The sequence below is a fragment of the Pseudomonas sp. KD5 genome, from assembly GCF_012932895.1.
In the GTDB taxonomy this organism is placed as follows: Bacteria; Pseudomonadota; Gammaproteobacteria; order Pseudomonadales; family Pseudomonadaceae; genus Aquipseudomonas.
Map to the genome: position 1 here is coordinate 1 of NZ_JDWJ01000024.1, position 17247 is coordinate 17247.

At 59.7% G+C, this 17247-nt stretch carries 10 protein-coding genes and 1 rRNA gene; 4 read left to right on the plus strand and 7 right to left on the minus strand.

Annotated features, from left to right (window positions below):
- Positions 1-134: 134 nt before the first annotated feature.
- Positions 135-250: ribosomal RNA gene (rrf, locus tag AF70_RS29425) — 5S ribosomal RNA — on the plus strand.
- Positions 251-655: 405 nt separating this feature from the next.
- Entirely contained in the window at positions 656-2536 is a 1881-nt protein-coding gene (locus AF70_RS29430; RefSeq protein WP_018930308.1) for a methyl-accepting chemotaxis protein, read from the plus strand.
- Between the two features lie 136 nt (positions 2537-2672).
- On the opposite strand, the gene AF70_RS29435 is transcribed toward AF70_RS29430, so the two are convergent.
- The 5 genes from AF70_RS29435 to AF70_RS29455 all read right to left on the minus strand — a co-directional run bounded on the left by AF70_RS29435 (position 2673) and on the right by AF70_RS29455 (position 9757).
- Positions 2673-3140 carry an SRPBCC family protein gene (locus AF70_RS29435; RefSeq protein WP_028940403.1) on the minus strand — a complete coding sequence of 156 codons (468 nt, stop codon included), beginning with the start codon at positions 3138-3140 and terminating at the stop codon, positions 2673-2675.
- A gap of 30 nt (positions 3141-3170) precedes the next feature.
- Positions 3171-6587, minus strand: a complete 3417-nt coding sequence (locus AF70_RS29440; protein ID WP_028940404.1) for a non-ribosomal peptide synthetase — start codon at positions 6585-6587, stop codon at positions 3171-3173.
- Between the two features lie 13 nt (positions 6588-6600).
- Positions 6601-7530, minus strand: a complete 930-nt coding sequence (locus tag AF70_RS29445) for a diiron oxygenase (RefSeq protein ID WP_019582917.1) — start codon at positions 7528-7530, stop codon at positions 6601-6603.
- Positions 7527-8303 carry a DUF3050 domain-containing protein gene (locus tag AF70_RS29450; protein ID WP_019582916.1) on the minus strand — a complete coding sequence of 259 codons (777 nt, stop codon included), beginning with the start codon at positions 8301-8303 and terminating at the stop codon, positions 7527-7529. Before AF70_RS29450 ends, AF70_RS29445 begins: the two co-directional genes overlap by 4 nt.
- Before the next feature lie 743 nt (positions 8304-9046).
- Positions 9047-9757 (minus strand): GntR family transcriptional regulator, encoded by a 711-nt coding sequence (locus AF70_RS29455; RefSeq protein ID WP_019582915.1) that lies wholly within the window; start codon positions 9755-9757, stop codon positions 9047-9049.
- A gap of 244 nt (positions 9758-10001) precedes the next feature.
- On the opposite strand from AF70_RS29455, the gene lapG reads away from it, so the two are divergent.
- Positions 10002-10694, plus strand: a complete 693-nt coding sequence (gene lapG, locus AF70_RS29460) for a cysteine protease LapG (protein ID WP_028940405.1) — start codon at positions 10002-10004, stop codon at positions 10692-10694.
- Between the two features lie 14 nt (positions 10695-10708).
- Positions 10709-12655, plus strand: coding sequence for a cyclic di-GMP receptor LapD (lapD, locus tag AF70_RS29465; protein ID WP_028940406.1), 1947 nt, complete (start codon positions 10709-10711; stop codon positions 12653-12655).
- A gap of 48 nt (positions 12656-12703) precedes the next feature.
- Here lapD and AF70_RS29470 read toward each other — a convergent pair whose 3' ends face one another.
- Together AF70_RS29470 and AF70_RS29475 are read right to left on the minus strand one after the other, a co-directional pair.
- Positions 12704-13045 (minus strand): hypothetical protein, encoded by a 342-nt coding sequence (locus AF70_RS29470; RefSeq protein ID WP_028940407.1) that lies wholly within the window; start codon positions 13043-13045, stop codon positions 12704-12706.
- Between the two features lie 147 nt (positions 13046-13192).
- Positions 13193-17247: immunoglobulin-like domain-containing protein (locus AF70_RS29475; protein WP_169342509.1), on the minus strand; the 4055-nt coding region annotated here is incomplete at its 5' end.

Genomic DNA, 17247 nt, shown 5'->3' on the forward strand with positions numbered 1-17247 from the left:
CCATGTGAGAGTAGGTCATCGTCAAGATTAAATTCCGAAACCCCTATCTGCGTATGCAGGTAGGGGTTTTGTTTTAGTAGAAGTCACCAATTTTGCTGGCACGTTACCGCTGTAACGGGCTGGTCACAGAATTTCTTGACGACCATAGAGCATTGGAACCACCTGATCCCATCCCGAACTCAGAAGTGAAACGATGCATCGCCGATGGTAGTGTGGGGTTTCCCCATGTGAGAGTAGGTCATCGTCAAGATTAAATTCCGAAACCCCTGTCTGCTTATGCAGACAGGGGTTTTGTCTTTCTGGGCTTATAGAAGTCTAAGTCTGAAGCGGGTCAAATCCAGGTCTGCGTGTCTCGCTACTCCTTCGAGCCAGTAGCATCAGATATAGACCCCCCTCATCGATACACCACAACCAAAACACCCAACCCGCGATCATGACGTGCGGTAAGCCCAATAATCCGTCCCTTCTAGTACGCCGTTCGGCGGTTATCTGACGCGTTTTGTACAAATCCTTAAGTTTTCTCCCGCTCGTGCCGAAAGACTGATGACACATGCGTGCACCAAAGTAGAGCGGCTTCAGAATGCCGTCTGCGCTGTTACATGGAATGTTGCAACCCGGAACGCATCCCCACTTTTGGCATAAGAAGTCCCATGAAATGAATCTCAAGTTCAGCCATAAAATCCTGCTGGCCGCTTCAGGCGTCGTGGTGCTGGCGTTTGCGTTGTTCACTTTGTACAACGACTATCTGCAACGAAACACCATTCGGCAAAACATCGAGTCCTCCGTTGAGCAAGCCGGCGACCTGACTGCCAGCAGCGTGCAGAACTGGATGAGCGGCCGCGTGCTGGTCCTGGAAAACCTCGCGCAGAACGTCGCCCATCAGGGTGCCAATGCTGACTTGCCGGGGCTGGTCGATCAACCGGCCCTCACCTCAAACTTCCAGTTCACCTACGTCGGGCAGGCCAATGGTATGTTCACCCAGCGCCCTGACGCGAAGATGCCGGACGGCTACGATCCGCGTCAGCGCCCCTGGTACAAACAAGCCGTGGTCGCCGACAAGACCATGCTGACCCCGCCTTATATGGCGGCGGTCGGCGGGCTGGTGGTGACCGTTGCCATACCGGTGAAAAAGAACAGCGAACTGCTGGGCGTGGTCGGCGGTGATCTGAGCCTGGAAACCCTGGTGAAGATCATCAACTCGGTGGATTTCGGTGGCATCGGTCACGCGTTCCTCGTCAGCGCCGATGGTCAGGTGATCGTCAGCCCGGACAAGGATCAGGTGATGAAGAACCTGAAAGACATCTATCCGGGTTCCAGTGTCCGCATCGAGAAAGGCATCCAGGAAGTCGTACTGAACAAGCAGGACCGCATCCTCTCGTTCACACCGGTGAGCGGTTTGCCGAATGCCGAGTGGTACGTCGGTCTGTCGATTGACAAGGCCAAGGCCTACGCACCACTGAGCCAGTTCCGCACCTCGGCGCTGATCGCGATGTTCATCGCCGTGACGGCCATTGCCGTGCTGCTGAGCTTGCTGATCAACGTGCTGATGCGTCCGCTGACCACGATGGGCCGTGCGATGCAGGACATCGCTCAGGGCGAGGGCGACCTGACCCGTCGTCTGGTCGTAGAAAGCAAAGACGAGTTCGGCGAGTTGGGTGGTTCCTTCAACCAGTTCGTGGAGCGGATTCACGCATCGATTTGCGAAGTGTCCTCGGCGACCCGCCAGGTTCATGATCTGTCGCAACGGGTGATGGCATCGTCCAACGCTTCGATCATCGGCTCCGACGAACAAAGCGCCCGCACCAACAGCGTGGCCGCGGCGATCAACCAATTGGGCGCCGCCACCCAGGAAATCGCCCGCAATGCCGCCGATGCTTCGCAACACGCCAGCGGCGCGAGCGAACAGGCCGATGACGGCCGTCAGGTGGTGGAACAAACCATCCAGGCCATGACCGAGCTGTCGCAGAAAATCAGCCTGTCCTGCACGCAGATCGAAACCCTGAACGCGAGCACCGACAACATCGGCCACATTCTGGATGTGATCAAAGGCATCTCCCAGCAGACCAATTTGCTGGCGCTCAACGCGGCCATCGAAGCGGCCCGTGCCGGTGAGGCCGGTCGTGGTTTTGCGGTGGTGGCGGATGAGGTGCGCAACCTGGCTCATCGCACCCAGGAGTCGGCGGAAGAGATCCACAAGATGATCAGTTCGCTGCAGATCGGTTCTCGCGAGGCGGTGACTACGATGAACGCCAGTCAGGTGTCCAGCGAGCAGAGCGTCGAAGTGGCGAACCAGGCCGGCCTGCGACTGGTCAGCGTGACCCAGCGTATTGGCGAAATCGACGGCATGAACCAATCGGTGGCCGCGGCGACCGAAGAACAGACCGCCGTGGTCGAAACCCTCAACGTCGATGTCAACCAGATCAACCTGCTGAACCAGCAGAGCGTGGCCAACCTCAATGAAACATTGAAGGATTGTGATGCGCTGTCCCAGCAGGCCAATCGTTTGAAGCAACTGGTTGATAGCTTCAAGATCTGATTGAGGTCAGTAGGATCGCGTTATCGTTCTTCGCGTGCAAGTCGGATCGCCGCACCGCTCGCTCCTACAAGAGCTAACCTGTAGAAGCGAGGCTTGCCTGCGATAGCGGTAGATCAGTCACCGCTGAACCGAAGCACTACACAAACAGCTTCACCACATTCCCCATCGCATCATCGGCAAACCCCTGAACGAACTGCTTGAACCCCGGCAGGGCCTCGGCGCCGCCCTGGGCCGGCTCGGCAATGATCGTCCAGGTCGCCCGCGACTTGTCTGCGCCCAAGGATTCCACACTCATCGCGGCCCATAAATTGGCCACGCCCAAGGTGTTGTAAATTGTGGTCCAGGTCATGTTCAGCGCCTGGTTATCCCGGGAGTTGAGTTGTTCGACCACCAGGTTGCCGTCTTTGAAGAATTTCTTGCGCAGTGACGACACGCCATCGCCGGTCATCTCGATGTGCGACAGCGCCGGAATGAATTTGTCGAAGCCGGCAAAGTTGCCGACCACTGCCCAGACTTGCGCCGCGTCGGCCGGTACTTCCACCGAAGACACAACGTGGCAGCCTTGAGGGTTTTTGATCAGGGTATCGGGTTGCAGAGTATTCATGGTTTTTGCTCCGTGCGGGGTTGGGGTGAATCAGATGAAGTTGATTTCTTTGAGGTAGTCGCAGCCGCGTCGCAGCAGCGCCGGGGATTTTTCCGGGTAGTGCGCGCCCATCTGCCGTACACCGGCCTGGGCGTTATCGTGGCCGATCATCGAGATGTCGCCGATGTCTTCCTCGAAGCCGTTGAGGTAGAAACCCAGCACGCCAAACAGCGCGTTATCACTGTCGACCCGGCCCAATTGCTGCTGCCAGTCGGCGACGCTGACCATCGAGAACTCCCGACCGGCTTCGCGAAAGGAAGCCACGTAGGTGTCCCAGCTCAGGGGTTCGGGGTTGTGCAGGTTGAACACCGCTTTTTCGGCCTGGTAACGGCTGGCATGGAAGGCGATGAAACGGGCGAGAAAATCCACCGGCATCAGGTCGAAATTCAGTGCGAACTCCGGTACCTGACCGAGCTGGATCGAGCCCTTGAGCATCAGCATCAGGCGATTCTTGTGGGGCTGGCAGACGCCGGTGAGGCTGTTGAAGCTGATATTGCCGGGGCGATAAAGATTGACCCGAACCCCACGTTCCCGCGCCCTTTCGAGGATCCGCTCGCCGACCCATTTGGACAGGTTGTAGCCGTTCTTGATGTAGATCGGCGGTGTCTGCGCGGCGGGCAACTCCAGGACCCGGCCATCGTCGGAAATCGTGCTGGACGCCGAGAGCGTCGAGACGAAGTTGAAGATCTTCTTGCTGCGTCCTTCACACAGGCGCAGACACTCGAAAATCGGTTCGACGTTATCCCGCGCCAACGACTCGTAATCGAGGACGTGATTGACGTTGGCGGCGTTGTGCACCAGTGCGCCGAACTCTCGATCCAGCCGTTCGTAAACCGCTTCGCTGAGCCCCAGTTGCGGGCGAGTGATGTCTGCCGCGTAAACCTGCACCCGGCTCAGGTCCAGATGCTCCAGGCGGTTTTCCCGCAACGCATCCGCAAAGCGTTGCGCCGCCGATTGCCCACCGCCATCGCGCACCAGGCACGCCACTTCGCTGGCGCCCCAGGCCAGCAGCGCTTCGACGATATGCACACCGACAAAGCTGTTGGCGCCGGTGACGATCACCTTGTGCACATCGCCCATTCGGCTGATCGGCAGCGGCTCGATGTCCAGTTCACGGAAGGCATCGGCCAGGGCTTTTTCACTCAACACTTCCTCGGTCCCGGAGCCGCGCACCAACGTCGCCAGCTTCGCAATCGTCGGTAGTTCGATGAAGCGGTTAATCGAGATACTGCGGCCGAACTCCTCACGCAAACGCAGGAGCATGCGCGACAGCAGGATCGAGTGCCCACCGAGGTTGAAGAAGCTTTCGTCGGTGGAAATGTCGCTGGCGGGCAGCTCCAGCAGCTCAGCCCAGATTTCCAACAACAGCGCTTCATCGGCGCTGGCGGGCAAACACCGTGGGCTGTTTTCGGTCACGTTGACGGGCAATTCCAGCAGTGCTTTGCGGTCGACCTTGCCGTTGCTGGCGAACGGCATGCTTGCCAGTTCGGTCCAGGCGATCGGCTGCATGTAGTCCGGCAAAAATTGCATGGCATGGGCTTTCAAGGCTTCGCGAGCGGCACCGGGTTGCGCTTCCTGGGGTTGCGCGAGAAAGGCCAGAATCCGTCGATGACAATCGATGACCACCGCCACCTGACGGTATAGCTGGCTGTCGCGCAGGCAGCGTTCGATCTCTTCCGGCTCGACCCGAAAGCCGCGAATCTTCACCTGATTGTCTCGCCGTCCGCACAGCTCGATACCGTCGGCGGTCCATTTGGCCATGTCGCCGGAGCGGTAGGCGCGCAGGCTCTGGCCGTTCGGCAGGTGCAGGTTCAGATAGCGTTCGGCAGTCTGCTGCGGATTGTTCAGGTAACCCAGGCACACCCCTGGGCCGACGATGTACAACTCACCGACGGTTTGCTCGGTCACCGGTTGCAAATCCTCATCAAGGATCAGCACCTGACTGTTGGCAATCGGTGCACCGAGGGTCCGGTTGCTGTCGCCGGTACGCAGTTGCCGCGCGGTGATCAGAACCGTGGCTTCGGTCGGGCCATAGAGGTTGTAGAGATTGCCTTGGCGGGTCAGTTGCTGGACTACGTAGGGTTCGCAGACATCGCCGCCGGTCATCACATGATCGAGGACCTGCAACTGATCCAGCGGCAGGATGCTCAGCAAGGCTGGCGGCAAAAAGGCATGGCTGAGTTGTTGGTGGCGGATCAGCTCGACCAGTTGCAGCGGGTCGCGACGTTGGTCCTCGTTGGGCACGATCAGCTCTGCACCCTGCAGCAGGGTCGGGAAGATATCGATCAATGACGAGTCGAAACTCAACGATGAAAACTGCAACACCCGGCTCTGTTCGGTCAGCTGCACGTAGTCGGCGTACCACGCGGTGAAGTGCGCGAGATTGGCCTGGCTGAGCAGCACGCCTTTGGGGTGACCTGTGGTGCCCGAGGTGTAGAGCGCCATGCATGGCGCGTCGAGATCGGGGCGTTGGCGCATCAAGGGTTGATCGAGGTTCACATCGCCGCTGTCGATACGGCTGATGTCCAGCCCCGGCATCGTCTCGCTGAGAGGATGCTCTCCGTCATGCAGCAACAACACCGCTCCAGCGTTTTCCAGAATGTACTGCTGACGTTGCAGCGGGTGGCTCGGCTCCAGCGGCAGGTACACCGCGCCGCTGCCGAGGATCGCCAGAATCCCCGCATACAACGCACTGCATTTTGGCAGGCAGACTCCGACCACCAGAGGCCCTTGATGCTGATCGAGCAACGGTTGCAATCGCTGTTGGATGGCGCGGCTGTGGGCGTGCAGTTCTCGATAGCTCAGCGACGTGCCGGCGATGTTCAGCGCCGCACGCTCGGCAGACTGAATAAAGCGCTGTTCAAGCCGCTCGATCATCGGGATCTGCCCAAGTTGCAGAAGTCGTGGTTCTGCCGTGTTGTTGAGACGGTGGACGAAGGCCAGGTGCTCTAAAAACAGCAGGTTTTCCACCTGTTCGAAGTGCGCGGAAATCGTCGGCTCGGCCTGCAGGAAATAGTCGGCATCCCGGGAGAAGCGGCTGACCAGCAGCGCCACATGATCGACCAGCTCGGCCACTGCCCGCAGGCGCAATGCCTGGCCGTTGCCGGACAACTCTTCGGCGACCGGCACGCGACTCAACGGCGTCGAGTTGTACGTGCACAGCAGGTCCAGCGGTGGCAGCCCGCTAGCTCCCGGCAACCCGACACCCACTTGCAGCATCAGGTGCGGCGCATTGCCGAAGTCCCGAAATGGCAGGCTCGCATCATCGATCAGCAAATCAAATAGGCCCGGCGGCGATTCTTCCACATTCGCAAGTCGCGCCAGTGAATGACCGTGTTGTTCGAGCTCCAGCGCCAGTTCGGTCAGGGCCTGGCTTTGCCCGATGAGCAAAATATCGAGACGTCTCATGATGTTCTCCTCGTTAAACCAGGTAGTCGCTCAGGGCGCTTTGCACGCACGGTGAATCGAGCAGCGAACTGCTGCGGAAAAACCGCACGATGTTGGCGACCAGCGGGTGATGGCGATTGATCGGGAAGGCCAGCCCCGACACTTCGCTCTTGAGGGCCTGACGCACCACGTCGCTGATCTGCAAGGCGTCGATCAGGCGGAAGTCGAAGGACTTCTGGATGTCGTTGGTCAGGTAATGGCCGATGAACACCGGCAGGATTTGTGCGATGCACTGGCGATCGTCTTCGCTTGCGGTGTGCCAGTAGATGCGCACCAGCCGCGACCAGAACCCGGAGTGACGGCCCTCGTCCAGCAAGTGGTCGGCCATCAGGCCTTTGATCGATTGCTTGACTGTTTCGTCCTTGGCGAACGCCGCTACATCGCCGGTCACGGTGTTCTCGGCGATGGCCACACAGATCAGCTCCACGGCGCTGCGCAGGTGTTCCGGTGCGAGGGCCACGGCCGCCGGGATGGCACGGCTTAGTTCTATTTCGTCCGGCAGTTCGATGGGGGTGATGCCGGTCATGGCGACGGTCTGCTGCATGAAGTCCATGGCCACCAGGGCGTGGTAATCCTCGTCCACCACCACGGTCATGGCGTCGTAGCGACAGGCGAACGGGAACGCCACGCTGAAGCGGTTTTTGGCGATGCTGCGGGCGGTCTTGTCGACGATCTCGGTTTCGAAAATCACCACGTCATTGATGAACTTGTAGAGCGTCTGTACCAGGGCGAAGTCCCGTTGTTCCGGGCATTCGCGCAGGAAGGTTTCGCTCAGCACCAGCGGCTGGCGGCTCAGTGGATAGATCAGCTTGTCGTCGTTCTCCAGCACACGCCGGGGGCGGGTGCGAATGGTTGCGCGGCTTTCCCAGGCGTCGGCGAAGGATTGATAGTCGGCGGCGTTCATGCGTTCACCTCGGCAACCGGTTCGCTCATGCTCAGGCGCAAGCCGTCCCACAGCGCGATGCGACTTTCCACGGCGGCGATGGCGCTGGCGTATACGTCTTCTTCGCGCTGCGGATCGCCATTGACCAGGCGTGCGAGGAGTTTTTCCGCCGCTGGGCCGTGGTCTTCGGAGTCGACTTCGATGTGCCGTTCCAGGTAGTAACGGAAGGTCGGCGCCTGTTCGATGCCAATGCCCCAGTCGTCGAGAATCCGCTGGAACATCTGCGGGATGACACTCTCGCGGCCGTGCAGAAACGCCGCCGCCACACTGTGTCCCGGCGCATGCAACGCGGTGTGCAAGGTGTGGCGTACGAACTGTGCGGCCGCCGGGTCGACGTCCACGCTTTGCAAGGCCACGTCGTAGCTCACGCCTTCTTTTTGCAACGCCACGAAGCGTTCGACGGCGACTGTGCTTGCACCGACTTCGCGCATCGCATCGAGGTACAACTCGAAATGGCTGTAGTGACCTTGGGCGGGACGATCATCGGACTCTTCACCGAGCACGATCTCATTGATCAGACGCGCGGCCTGCGGATCTCGTGGCGGCAGCCAGGGCAGCTGAACGCAGGTCAGTTCCTGTTGCAGGCGTTTGGTCAGCGACATGAAATCCCACACTGCAAACACATGGGTTTCCATGAAGCGTTGAAGCACCGATAACGAATGTATTTCAGAAAAGATCGGGTGCGCACTAAGTTCTGCTTTCTTCTGATTAAGACGATCTTTAGTCGGTTTCATGAGCGAGCCTATAAGTAATCTGGAATACCGTTGAGGGGGTGTTGATCAATAAGTAACGGTTGCTTGAAGTTTTCTATTGGCGAGCGGGTGCCTCAATTGAATTGATGCTTTTTAGGGTTATGCAATCGCTGAGTAGTGCTTGGCCCGGTGTTTATGGGCGGCGGAGAAAAACTAATGCATGAATAAAGTGTCGGGCAAGTGTTTTTTTAATTAATTGAAAGTTCAATTTTCTCAGGCGTGACAAGTTCCAATAAGACTTTTGTATAAAGTTTTATTTGGGCGTAGTTGCTCCTTTCGGCGTATATAAGCCAAAATTCAAATAAAGAGTGAATGCCTCACTCGAAGCAACTTTCTACTTGGGTCATTGATGTGATCTGAGGGGGTGGAAGTTGGCTGGGAGCGACGCCGGTTCTTCCTTTCCCGTGACAAGACTCCTTCCGTTGGTTCTTGTGGTGCGGGTGACTGCTCCGGGGTGCGGTGCGTCGCCCGTCATTATTCGTTGGCAGCTCAAGAGTGAGCGTAATTCACGGCGCTCGCTATCACCCCTGCATGATCTGATCGGTGCAATTATCGGGCTCGGGGGTGACAGGGCTTTGGGAGTTGGCATGAAGTCGCTGCACACCGGCGCGGTGTGGGCGAAAGGGGGATTTGTAAGCAGGTTTGTTCGTTGAGCAGTCCAGGTGCGGATCAGCCAGAAATCGAGGCGAGCCGTTCAATGACTCGCTCGGAGCTGTCGCCACGGATTACTTCGAGGTTTTCCTGCGCTGCGCCTCAGGGCTCGCGAGGTAGTGCGTGATGACTTCGACACCCCGGTTGAGGTGGTTTTCGAGCAACATCACCGAGTGTTCGACATCCCGGTCCTCGGCGGCCCGCAACAACGCTCGGTGATCTTCCTGGGACAGTTTGCCAAGGCCCATGGCTTCCAGGTTGAAGCGCAGGAAGCGTTCCTCTTCGTTCAACCCGTCTTCGACCAGTTTCAGCAGCCGCTGGTTGGGGGCTTTGTGGTAAAGCGCCATGTGGAACAGGCGATTGAGCCGGCCGATCTCGGTGTAGTCGTGTTCCGTTTCCAACTCGTCGATGTAGCGTGCAGCCTGTTTGAAATCGGCGTCTTCAAGCAGGGGGATCGACCGACGCAAGGCTTCGGACTCCAGCAGGATCCGCAACTCATAGGTCTCTGTTGCATCGCCCTGTACCAACGGTGCGACCACAGCGCCCTTATGGGCGATCACGTTGAGTAGCGCTTGCGCCTCAAGCTGGCGCAAGGCTTCGCGCACCGGCATGCGGCTAACACCGAACAGGTCGGCGAGGTCTTGCTGACGCAGGGCTGTGCCGCAGGGAATGCGACCGTCGAGAATGGCTGCGCGCAGGGTTTCTTCGATCACTGAGCGTGCCAAATGAGCGGGAATCGGCCCATTGACCTTGATGCTGCTGAGAGGGTTGGGCTTCTGTGTCACGACAAACGCACCCTGATTGGCTGAAATATTTGGATCCAAATGGACACTAGTGACTGCCTGACGGGTTGTCAAACAATCGGAAAATCAAAAAGATCGCAGCCTTCGGCAGCTCCTGCGATCCCTTTATTGCTCCTGCCATTCAAGTTTAGCGTGTTGGCAGTGATCTCACCGTGCCATTGTCTTTTAGCAGACTAACCTTCACCATCAAGCAGATTTTCCATCTGCCTGACCTGGATGCCTCGCATTGGCGGTACGTTTCGCGATCCCTCGGACTTTGCGCTGGCTAGGCTGCGCACTGCTGCTGGCCGGCGTCATGCTGGGCGGGCTGCATGCCGACTGGGATTTCTCGCTGATCAGCCGTCGCGCGCAGGCATTGTACGGACCTTTGGGTGAAGGGCGGCAGCGCATCGATGCCTGGCAGCAGTTGCTGGCTACGCAAAAACAGGTCGGCGAGCTGGAGCAGCTCAACGTGGTCAACCGGTTCTTCAACAAGCAGATGCGCTACGAAGAAGACATCGACCTGTGGCACGAGGTCGATTATTGGGAAACACCGATCGAAGCCTTGTGGAAGGGCGCCGGCGATTGCGAAGACTACGCTATCGCCAAATATTTCAGCCTGCGTCGTCTTGGTGTCTCCAGTGACAAACTGCGCATTACCTACGTCAAGGCTTTGCGACTGAACCGCGCGCACATGGTGCTGACCTACTACGCGAGCCCCGAGGCCATGCCTTTGGTGCTCGACAGCCTGATCGATGCGATCAAGCCCGCCAACCAGCGAACCGATTTGCTGCCGGTCTACTCTTTCAATGCCGAAGGGTTGTGGCTGCCGGGTGCCAAGGGCAACAAGAAGGTCGGAGACACCAAACGCCTGTCTCGCTGGCAGGACGTGTTGAAGAAAATGCAGGCCGAAGGTTTCCCGGTCGAGACGATTAACTAGGAGCACGCGCTCAGATGTCTTTGTTCAAACAGCTGTTGATCGCTATCTGTCTGTTCCTGGTGGTCGCCTTCACCGGCAGCTTCATGGTCAGTCTGGAAAGCTCGCGCACCCAGTACGTCAATCAGTTGCGTTCTCACGCCCAGGACGCCGCGACGGCATTGGCGCTGTCCCTGACGCCGAACATCGACGACCCGGCGATGGTCGAGTTGTTGGTCAGCTCGATCTTCGACAGCGGTTACTACGCGAGCATCCGTGTGGTCGATCTGGCCAACGACAAGACGATTGTCGAGCGCAGCGGCATCCCGGCAGTCACTAACGTGCCGGACTGGTTCGTCAAATTGATCGGCCTGGAGCCGGCCGGTGGTGATGCAATTGTCAGCCGTGGCTGGGAGCAGGCCGCGCGGGTCGAGGTGGTCAGCCATCCGATGTTCGCGTTGGCCAAGCTGTGGCAGAGCGCGTTGGGCAGCCTCGGCTGGTTGCTGCTCTGTGGCGCGGTGAGTGCGGTGCTGGGCGCGTTGTTGCTGCGTCGGCAACTGAAGCCGCTGGACTACATGGTCAAGCAATCCCATGCCATTGCTCGCCGGGAATTCTTAAGCCTGCCAGAACTGCCGCGCACCCCGGAACTGCGCCGGGTGGTGCAGGCCATGAACCAGATGGTCGAGAAGCTCAAGGCGCTGTTCCAGGAGCAGGCCGAACGCAGTGAAAAGCTGCGCGCCGAGTCCTATCAGGACAACCTGACCGGCTTGGCCAACCGGCGCTATTTCGAAATGCAATTGAACGCGCGTTTGAACAACTCGGAGCAGGCCAGCTCCGGTTATTTGCTGCTGTTGCGGGTGAAGGATCTGGCCGGTTTGAACCAGCGGCTGGGCGGTCAGCGTACCGATGAATTGTTGAAAGCGGTCGGCGAGCAGTTGTCCCGCGAGTGTGCCAAGTACCCGGAAACCCAGAACCTCGTGACGCGTATTCGTGGCGGGGAATTCGCCGTGCTGGCACCGGGGCTGGTGCGTGAAGAAGCGCTGCAACTGGCGAGTAATCTCGAAAGTGCCTTGGGGAGCCTGCATGCGACGGGCGCCACGGACGTGGCTTCGGTGGCTTCAATCGGGTTGGCGCCGTTTGCCCATGGCGACTCGCCGCAAGCGGTGATCGGCTTGGCGGATCAGGCACTGGCCCAGGCAGAAAGCCAGGGTGAACCGAGCTGGGCATGCCTCGATCAGGGCGCGCCGGCGCGGGTTGGCGACGATCACCACGCCTGGCACACCCTGCTGGATCAGGCGCTGAACCAGCAGCGTTTCGAGCTGTATTTCCAGCCGGTGGTGGCCAGCCACGACACAGAGTTGGTGCTGCATTACAAAGTGCTGTCGCGCCTGCTCGACGAGCAGGACCAGACCATTCCCGCCGGGCGTTTCTTGCCATGGCTTGAGCGTTTCGGCTGGACCGCGCGACTGGACCGTTTGATGCTGGAGTTGGTGCTCGAGCAGATGGTCGACCATGAGGAGTCGCTGGCGCTGAACCTGTCTTCGGCGACACTGGCGGACCCGCAGGCGCTGAACGCAGTGTTCGATATCCTGCGTCAGCATTCGAATCTTGGCGAACGACTGACCCTGGAAATCGGCGAAGAGCAACTGCCCGAGCAGGCGGTACTGGAGCAGCTGACGCGGCGTTTGCGTGAGCTTGGGTTCTCGCTGAGTCTGCAGCGTTTTGGTGGGCGCTTCAGCATGATCGGCAACCTGGCGCGGCTGGGGCTGGCGTATCTGAAGATCGACGGCAGTTACATCCGCGCGATTGATCAGGAGAGCGACAAGCGTCTGTTCATCGAGGCGATTCAGCGAGCGGCGCACAGCATCGATTTGCCGTTGATTGCCGAGCGGGTCGAGACCGAAGGGGAGTTGTCGGTGATTCGCGAGATGGGGTTGTACGGGGTTCAGGGGCAGTTGTTTGGTGAGCCGAAGCCTTGGCAGTAGCCCGCTCATCATTCCCACGCAGAGCGTGGGAATGATCGGCGTCAGGGGTTAAATCAACCCCGTCTCATCATCATCATCGATCAACTGGCTCAACCCGCCCAACGCCTCACGTGCCTGGGTCCGGTCCATCAGCTTGGCCTGTGCGGCCGGCGGCAGGTCGGTGACGCGGATCACGCCTTTTTGGGTCAGCACCTGAATCAAGTCGTCGAGTACCCGAATCATCTCCAGGTCGCTCTGCTTGAGCTGCTTGAGGCTGGTCTCCACCACTTCGTGGGCATACCAGGCCTGGATTTCATGGTGGTCGGCCGGCAGCGTTTCCGTGGCCTCGGCGTAGGCCGTGGCTTCCACGCGCACTAACTGACCTTGCGCATCGCGTTGCACGTAAAACATTAAGCATCCCTCGGAAATGGACCAGCGTCGTGCTGTCAGCAGCATAGGCCAACGCAGGCGAGTATGCGGTGCGACGACGAAATCGTCACCCGTGAGGTGTGGGCATACATGACGGCCGCCCGGTTGGGGCGGCCGTCAGCCTGCGTATCAGCTGTTGTTGTGATCGATCTTGATGGTCGGGTCACTACCGGCAATCAGCGAGTTGATGCTGGCGCTGGACCAATTGTTACCTTCCAGTTTGATCGTCACGTCCGGGGTGGTCGCTGCGGCATCGGCGCCGTTGAACTTGCCGGCGGAGCTGACTTGCAGGGACGACACGCCGTCCACGGTGGTGATCTTCAGGAAGTGGTCAATCGTGCTGCCGCTTTCACCCTGCAACAAATCACGCAGGTCGATGCGGTCGCCTTCGCTGGCCTTGAAGTCCTTGATCACGTCGCTGCCGGTGTCGCCAGCCTTCCAGATGAAGGTGTCGGCACCTGAGCCGCCAATCAGGATGTCGTTACCTTGGCCGCCGATCAGCGAGTCATTGCCGGTGCCGCCGAGCAGGATGTCATTGCCCTTGCCGCCGTCGAGGAGGTCGTTGCCGCCCTGGCCGAAGAGAATGTCGTTGCCCGCGCCACCCAGTAGCGTGTCGTTACCATCGTGAGCGCCAGACACGTCGAACGCGGTGTAGTGCTCGGTGATGTACTGGTGCACGTTGCTGGTGGTGACTTTGCTGACGTCGACGCCGGTTTGCTGGGCGACGAACGCCTGCATCGCCTGATAACCCTCGCCGGCAATGCCATTGAAGCTCACCAGATCGCCGAACAGGAGGTCGTTGCCGTCACCGCCGCTGACCGTGTCGGCACCCGGCATTGTCGCTTCGGTATGGCCGATGATCGAGTTGGCCAGGTCCTTGGGGTCGATGTTGGTTTGTGGCGTTTGATCCGAATCGTACGGCTTGAGGTCGGTGAGGGTGACGTCCTTGTTCAGGCCGATGGCCTCCACCGTCGACACGTTGTTCAGCAACGTGAAGCTGCTGCCGGAATTGTCGATGGTAGTGGAATCGGTGTTGCTACCGGTGCCGTCGCGATAGGACAGCTCGTAGGTGCCGTTACCCTCGGCATGCAGGGTGCCCAGTTCGGAACTGCTCCAGCGGCCAGAGTTTTTCAGAGTCTGCAGCGTGACGTTGCCGGCGCTGTCGATGCTCAGGTAGTGAGTGCTGTCCAGATAGTTGGAATAGGTCTGCCCCAACTTGTAGTTGGTGGTGGTGATGACATCATCGAGCTTCACGTTGCCGTACAAGGTCGGGTTGGTCTGTTCGCCGCTCTGGTAGTAGGTCGGCTTGCCATCGGTGATGAAGTACGTGAGGTTCTTCGCACCGGTGTTGGCAATGGCGTCAGCACTCTGGAACCAATTGGCCGTGGTTTTGAACACGTCCTCGTAGTTGGTGCCGCCGCCCGACGACATCGAATCCAGAACGGATTTGAGCAAGGTCAGCGCGTTCGGGTCGTTCAGGTTCACCGACACTGATTTGTTGACCTGAGTATCGAAGTCCACCAGGAAGATATTCACGGTCCCGGAGTTGCCGCCCAGGCTTTGCTTGAGGGTGTTGAACACCGCCGTCAACGAATCCTTGGCGGCATTGATCGACGTGCTGCTCATGCTGCCCGAGCTGTCGACCATGAACGCGATGTTGTAATTGGTGCCTGGCACCACGGTCAGCCCGCCGATGTCGGCGACCATGATGTCGTTGCCGTCAGTGCCGGTGATCGTGTCGTCGGCCGCCGTGGCGGTCACGGCGTTGTAGACCGCTGGGTATACCGTGACCGGAATCTGCGCGGTGCTCAGTGCCGATCCGCCGAGTGCTTCGGTGGATGTCGAGGTCACGGTCAGGGTGAACTGGCCGTTGTAGTACGGCGGCGGGGTGACGGTCAGGCTGCCGAGGTTCCAGCCGGTAACGTTGGCTTCGCCGTTGGTGGTGGTGAAGGTGTGGCCCGCGCCATCGCTGAGCACCGAGCCCGTTGGCAGGCCGCTGATCTTCACGCTCAGGCTTTCAGAGCCGTCGGTGTCGGTCAGCGCGGTCTTGATCGCGGATAGGTGAACGCTGCTGCCTTCGGCGCCTTCGTTGAGTTTGTAACCGTCGTAGTAGCCTTCGCCATTGGTGCCGTGAAGGTCGGAAACCGTCACGCCAGAGGCGGCCAGATCCGCCACGCCGGTATACAGCGGTACGCCGGCGCTGCTCAGGTCGATCGCTGTACCGCCGTTGACCGACAGGTTGACGTCATAGCTGCCGGGGCCACTCTGGTTATGGTGGTAGATGTCCAGGGTGTAGTAACCGCTGGTGGTCGGGGTGAACGAACCGTTCAGCTTGCCGCCTGCACCCCAAGTCGTCGCGGCCACGTTCTTGCCACCGATGGTCACCAACAGGCTGTCATCGCCGGTGCCGCTGAAGGTGTATGTCTTGCCGGCTTCGAGGTAAATCAGGCCGGAGGTTTTCGAGGCCGTGCCGGCAGTGACACCGCCGTCGGACTGCACGTTGGTCACGGTGCCGGTGGAGTTCGGGGTGCCTGCGGCGTCGATGACCGATTTCAGCGTGCCGGACGGCGCGCCACTACCATCGGTGCCCAGGCCCGACAGGCCGGTCCAGACTTCCTTGATCAGGCCGGTGGACTTGACGCTGTTGTCCGCGACGCTCAGGGATGGCGCGTCGGCAACCGGTGTGATGTCGATTTTCACCGTACCGGTGTTGCCCAGCAGTTGACCATCGGTTGGCTGGAACTTGATCTGCGCGTAGTCCGTCTGGTTATTGCCCACGCCGCTGCCACCGTAGCCGTCAACGCCCGATTCGTTGGCATCCGGCGTGAAGCGCAACTTGCCGGCGTCGATGTCGGCCTTGCTGATGGTCTGGTTGGTCGTTACGTCTTTCCAGGTCGCACCGTCCAGGTACTGCAATTTGCCTTCGCCCGGCAGCTGAGTGATTTTCACCCCCAGGTTGGCGGCCGGGCTGTCGACATCACTGACGCCAAAGGTCGACCATCCGAGGATCAGCGGGGTGTCTTCGGTACCGGTGACGTTAACCGGCGCGGCAGTTGGCGCGTCGTTCACGGCCACCACGTTGACGGTGGTGGTCGCGGTGTTGGAGTAATTGCTGCCATCGGTCACCGTCACGGTGATGATCCGCGGCACGGTGCTCGGATCCTCACTGCTGTTGGTGAAGCTGATGTTTTTGATCTGCTGCATGTAGTCGGCCAGCGTCGCGTTGCCCGACAGGGTCAGGGTGACCGTACCGTCCTGGCTGTTGGCGTTGATGCTGATGCCATTGACACTGTTGCCGAGGTTCAGCGCATCGCCCGGCTGACGGTTGGTCAGCACGATGGTGGCGCCGGTCAGCATGGTGCTGTCCGGGTCGGTGATGCTCAGGTCGGTGTCGCCGATCGAGACGCCCTGGCCGGTGGTGCCTTCGGTGAAGGTCACGTTGTAGTTGGCCCCGGTGGCGCCGCTGGAGTTATTGGCGTCCAGGTCGAGAACCGGCGCGGCATCGTTGTCGATGATCGAAGTGCTGACGCTGCCGTTGGTGCTGCTGACCGCGAGGTTTTCGAAGTTGCCGCCGGTGGCCGAGTCGATCTTGACCACGAAGTTCTCGGTGCCCTCGGTGAGCTTGTCGTCCAGCGTCGCGACGTTGAAGCTCGCGCTGCTGGCGCCGGCCGGGATCTTCACGGTGTACACGCCGGTGAAGTCCGAACCGTCGGCGGCGGTACCGCTGTAGACGATTTTCAGGGTCACTTCGGTCTGCGCCGGGTGGGTCAGGCTGACGGTGTAACTGGCGGTCTGGCCTTCGGTCACCGAGGTGCTGCCGCTGATGCTGACTTCGGTTTTGTCGATGGTATCGGTGACGGTGGTGACCGCCGGGGCAGTGCTAGGCACCAGGTTCTCGAAACTGCCACCGGTGGCGGTGGAGATGGTGGCCTGGACCGTGCCCGCATCTTTGTAAACGTCATCGGATGGAGCCGGGACATTGACGGTGCCGGTGGTTTTACCGGCATCGATGGTGATCACGGCGCCGTTGCTCAGGGTCACGGTCACGGGTGTGCCGGCGGCGTTGGTCAGGGTCGCGGTGTAAACGATGGAACCACCTTCGGCTACCGAGTTGGATGCGCTCAGGCTGAGGTTGGTGGTGTCGACGGTGTCGGTCACGGTGGTGCTGACCGGCGTTTTGTCCG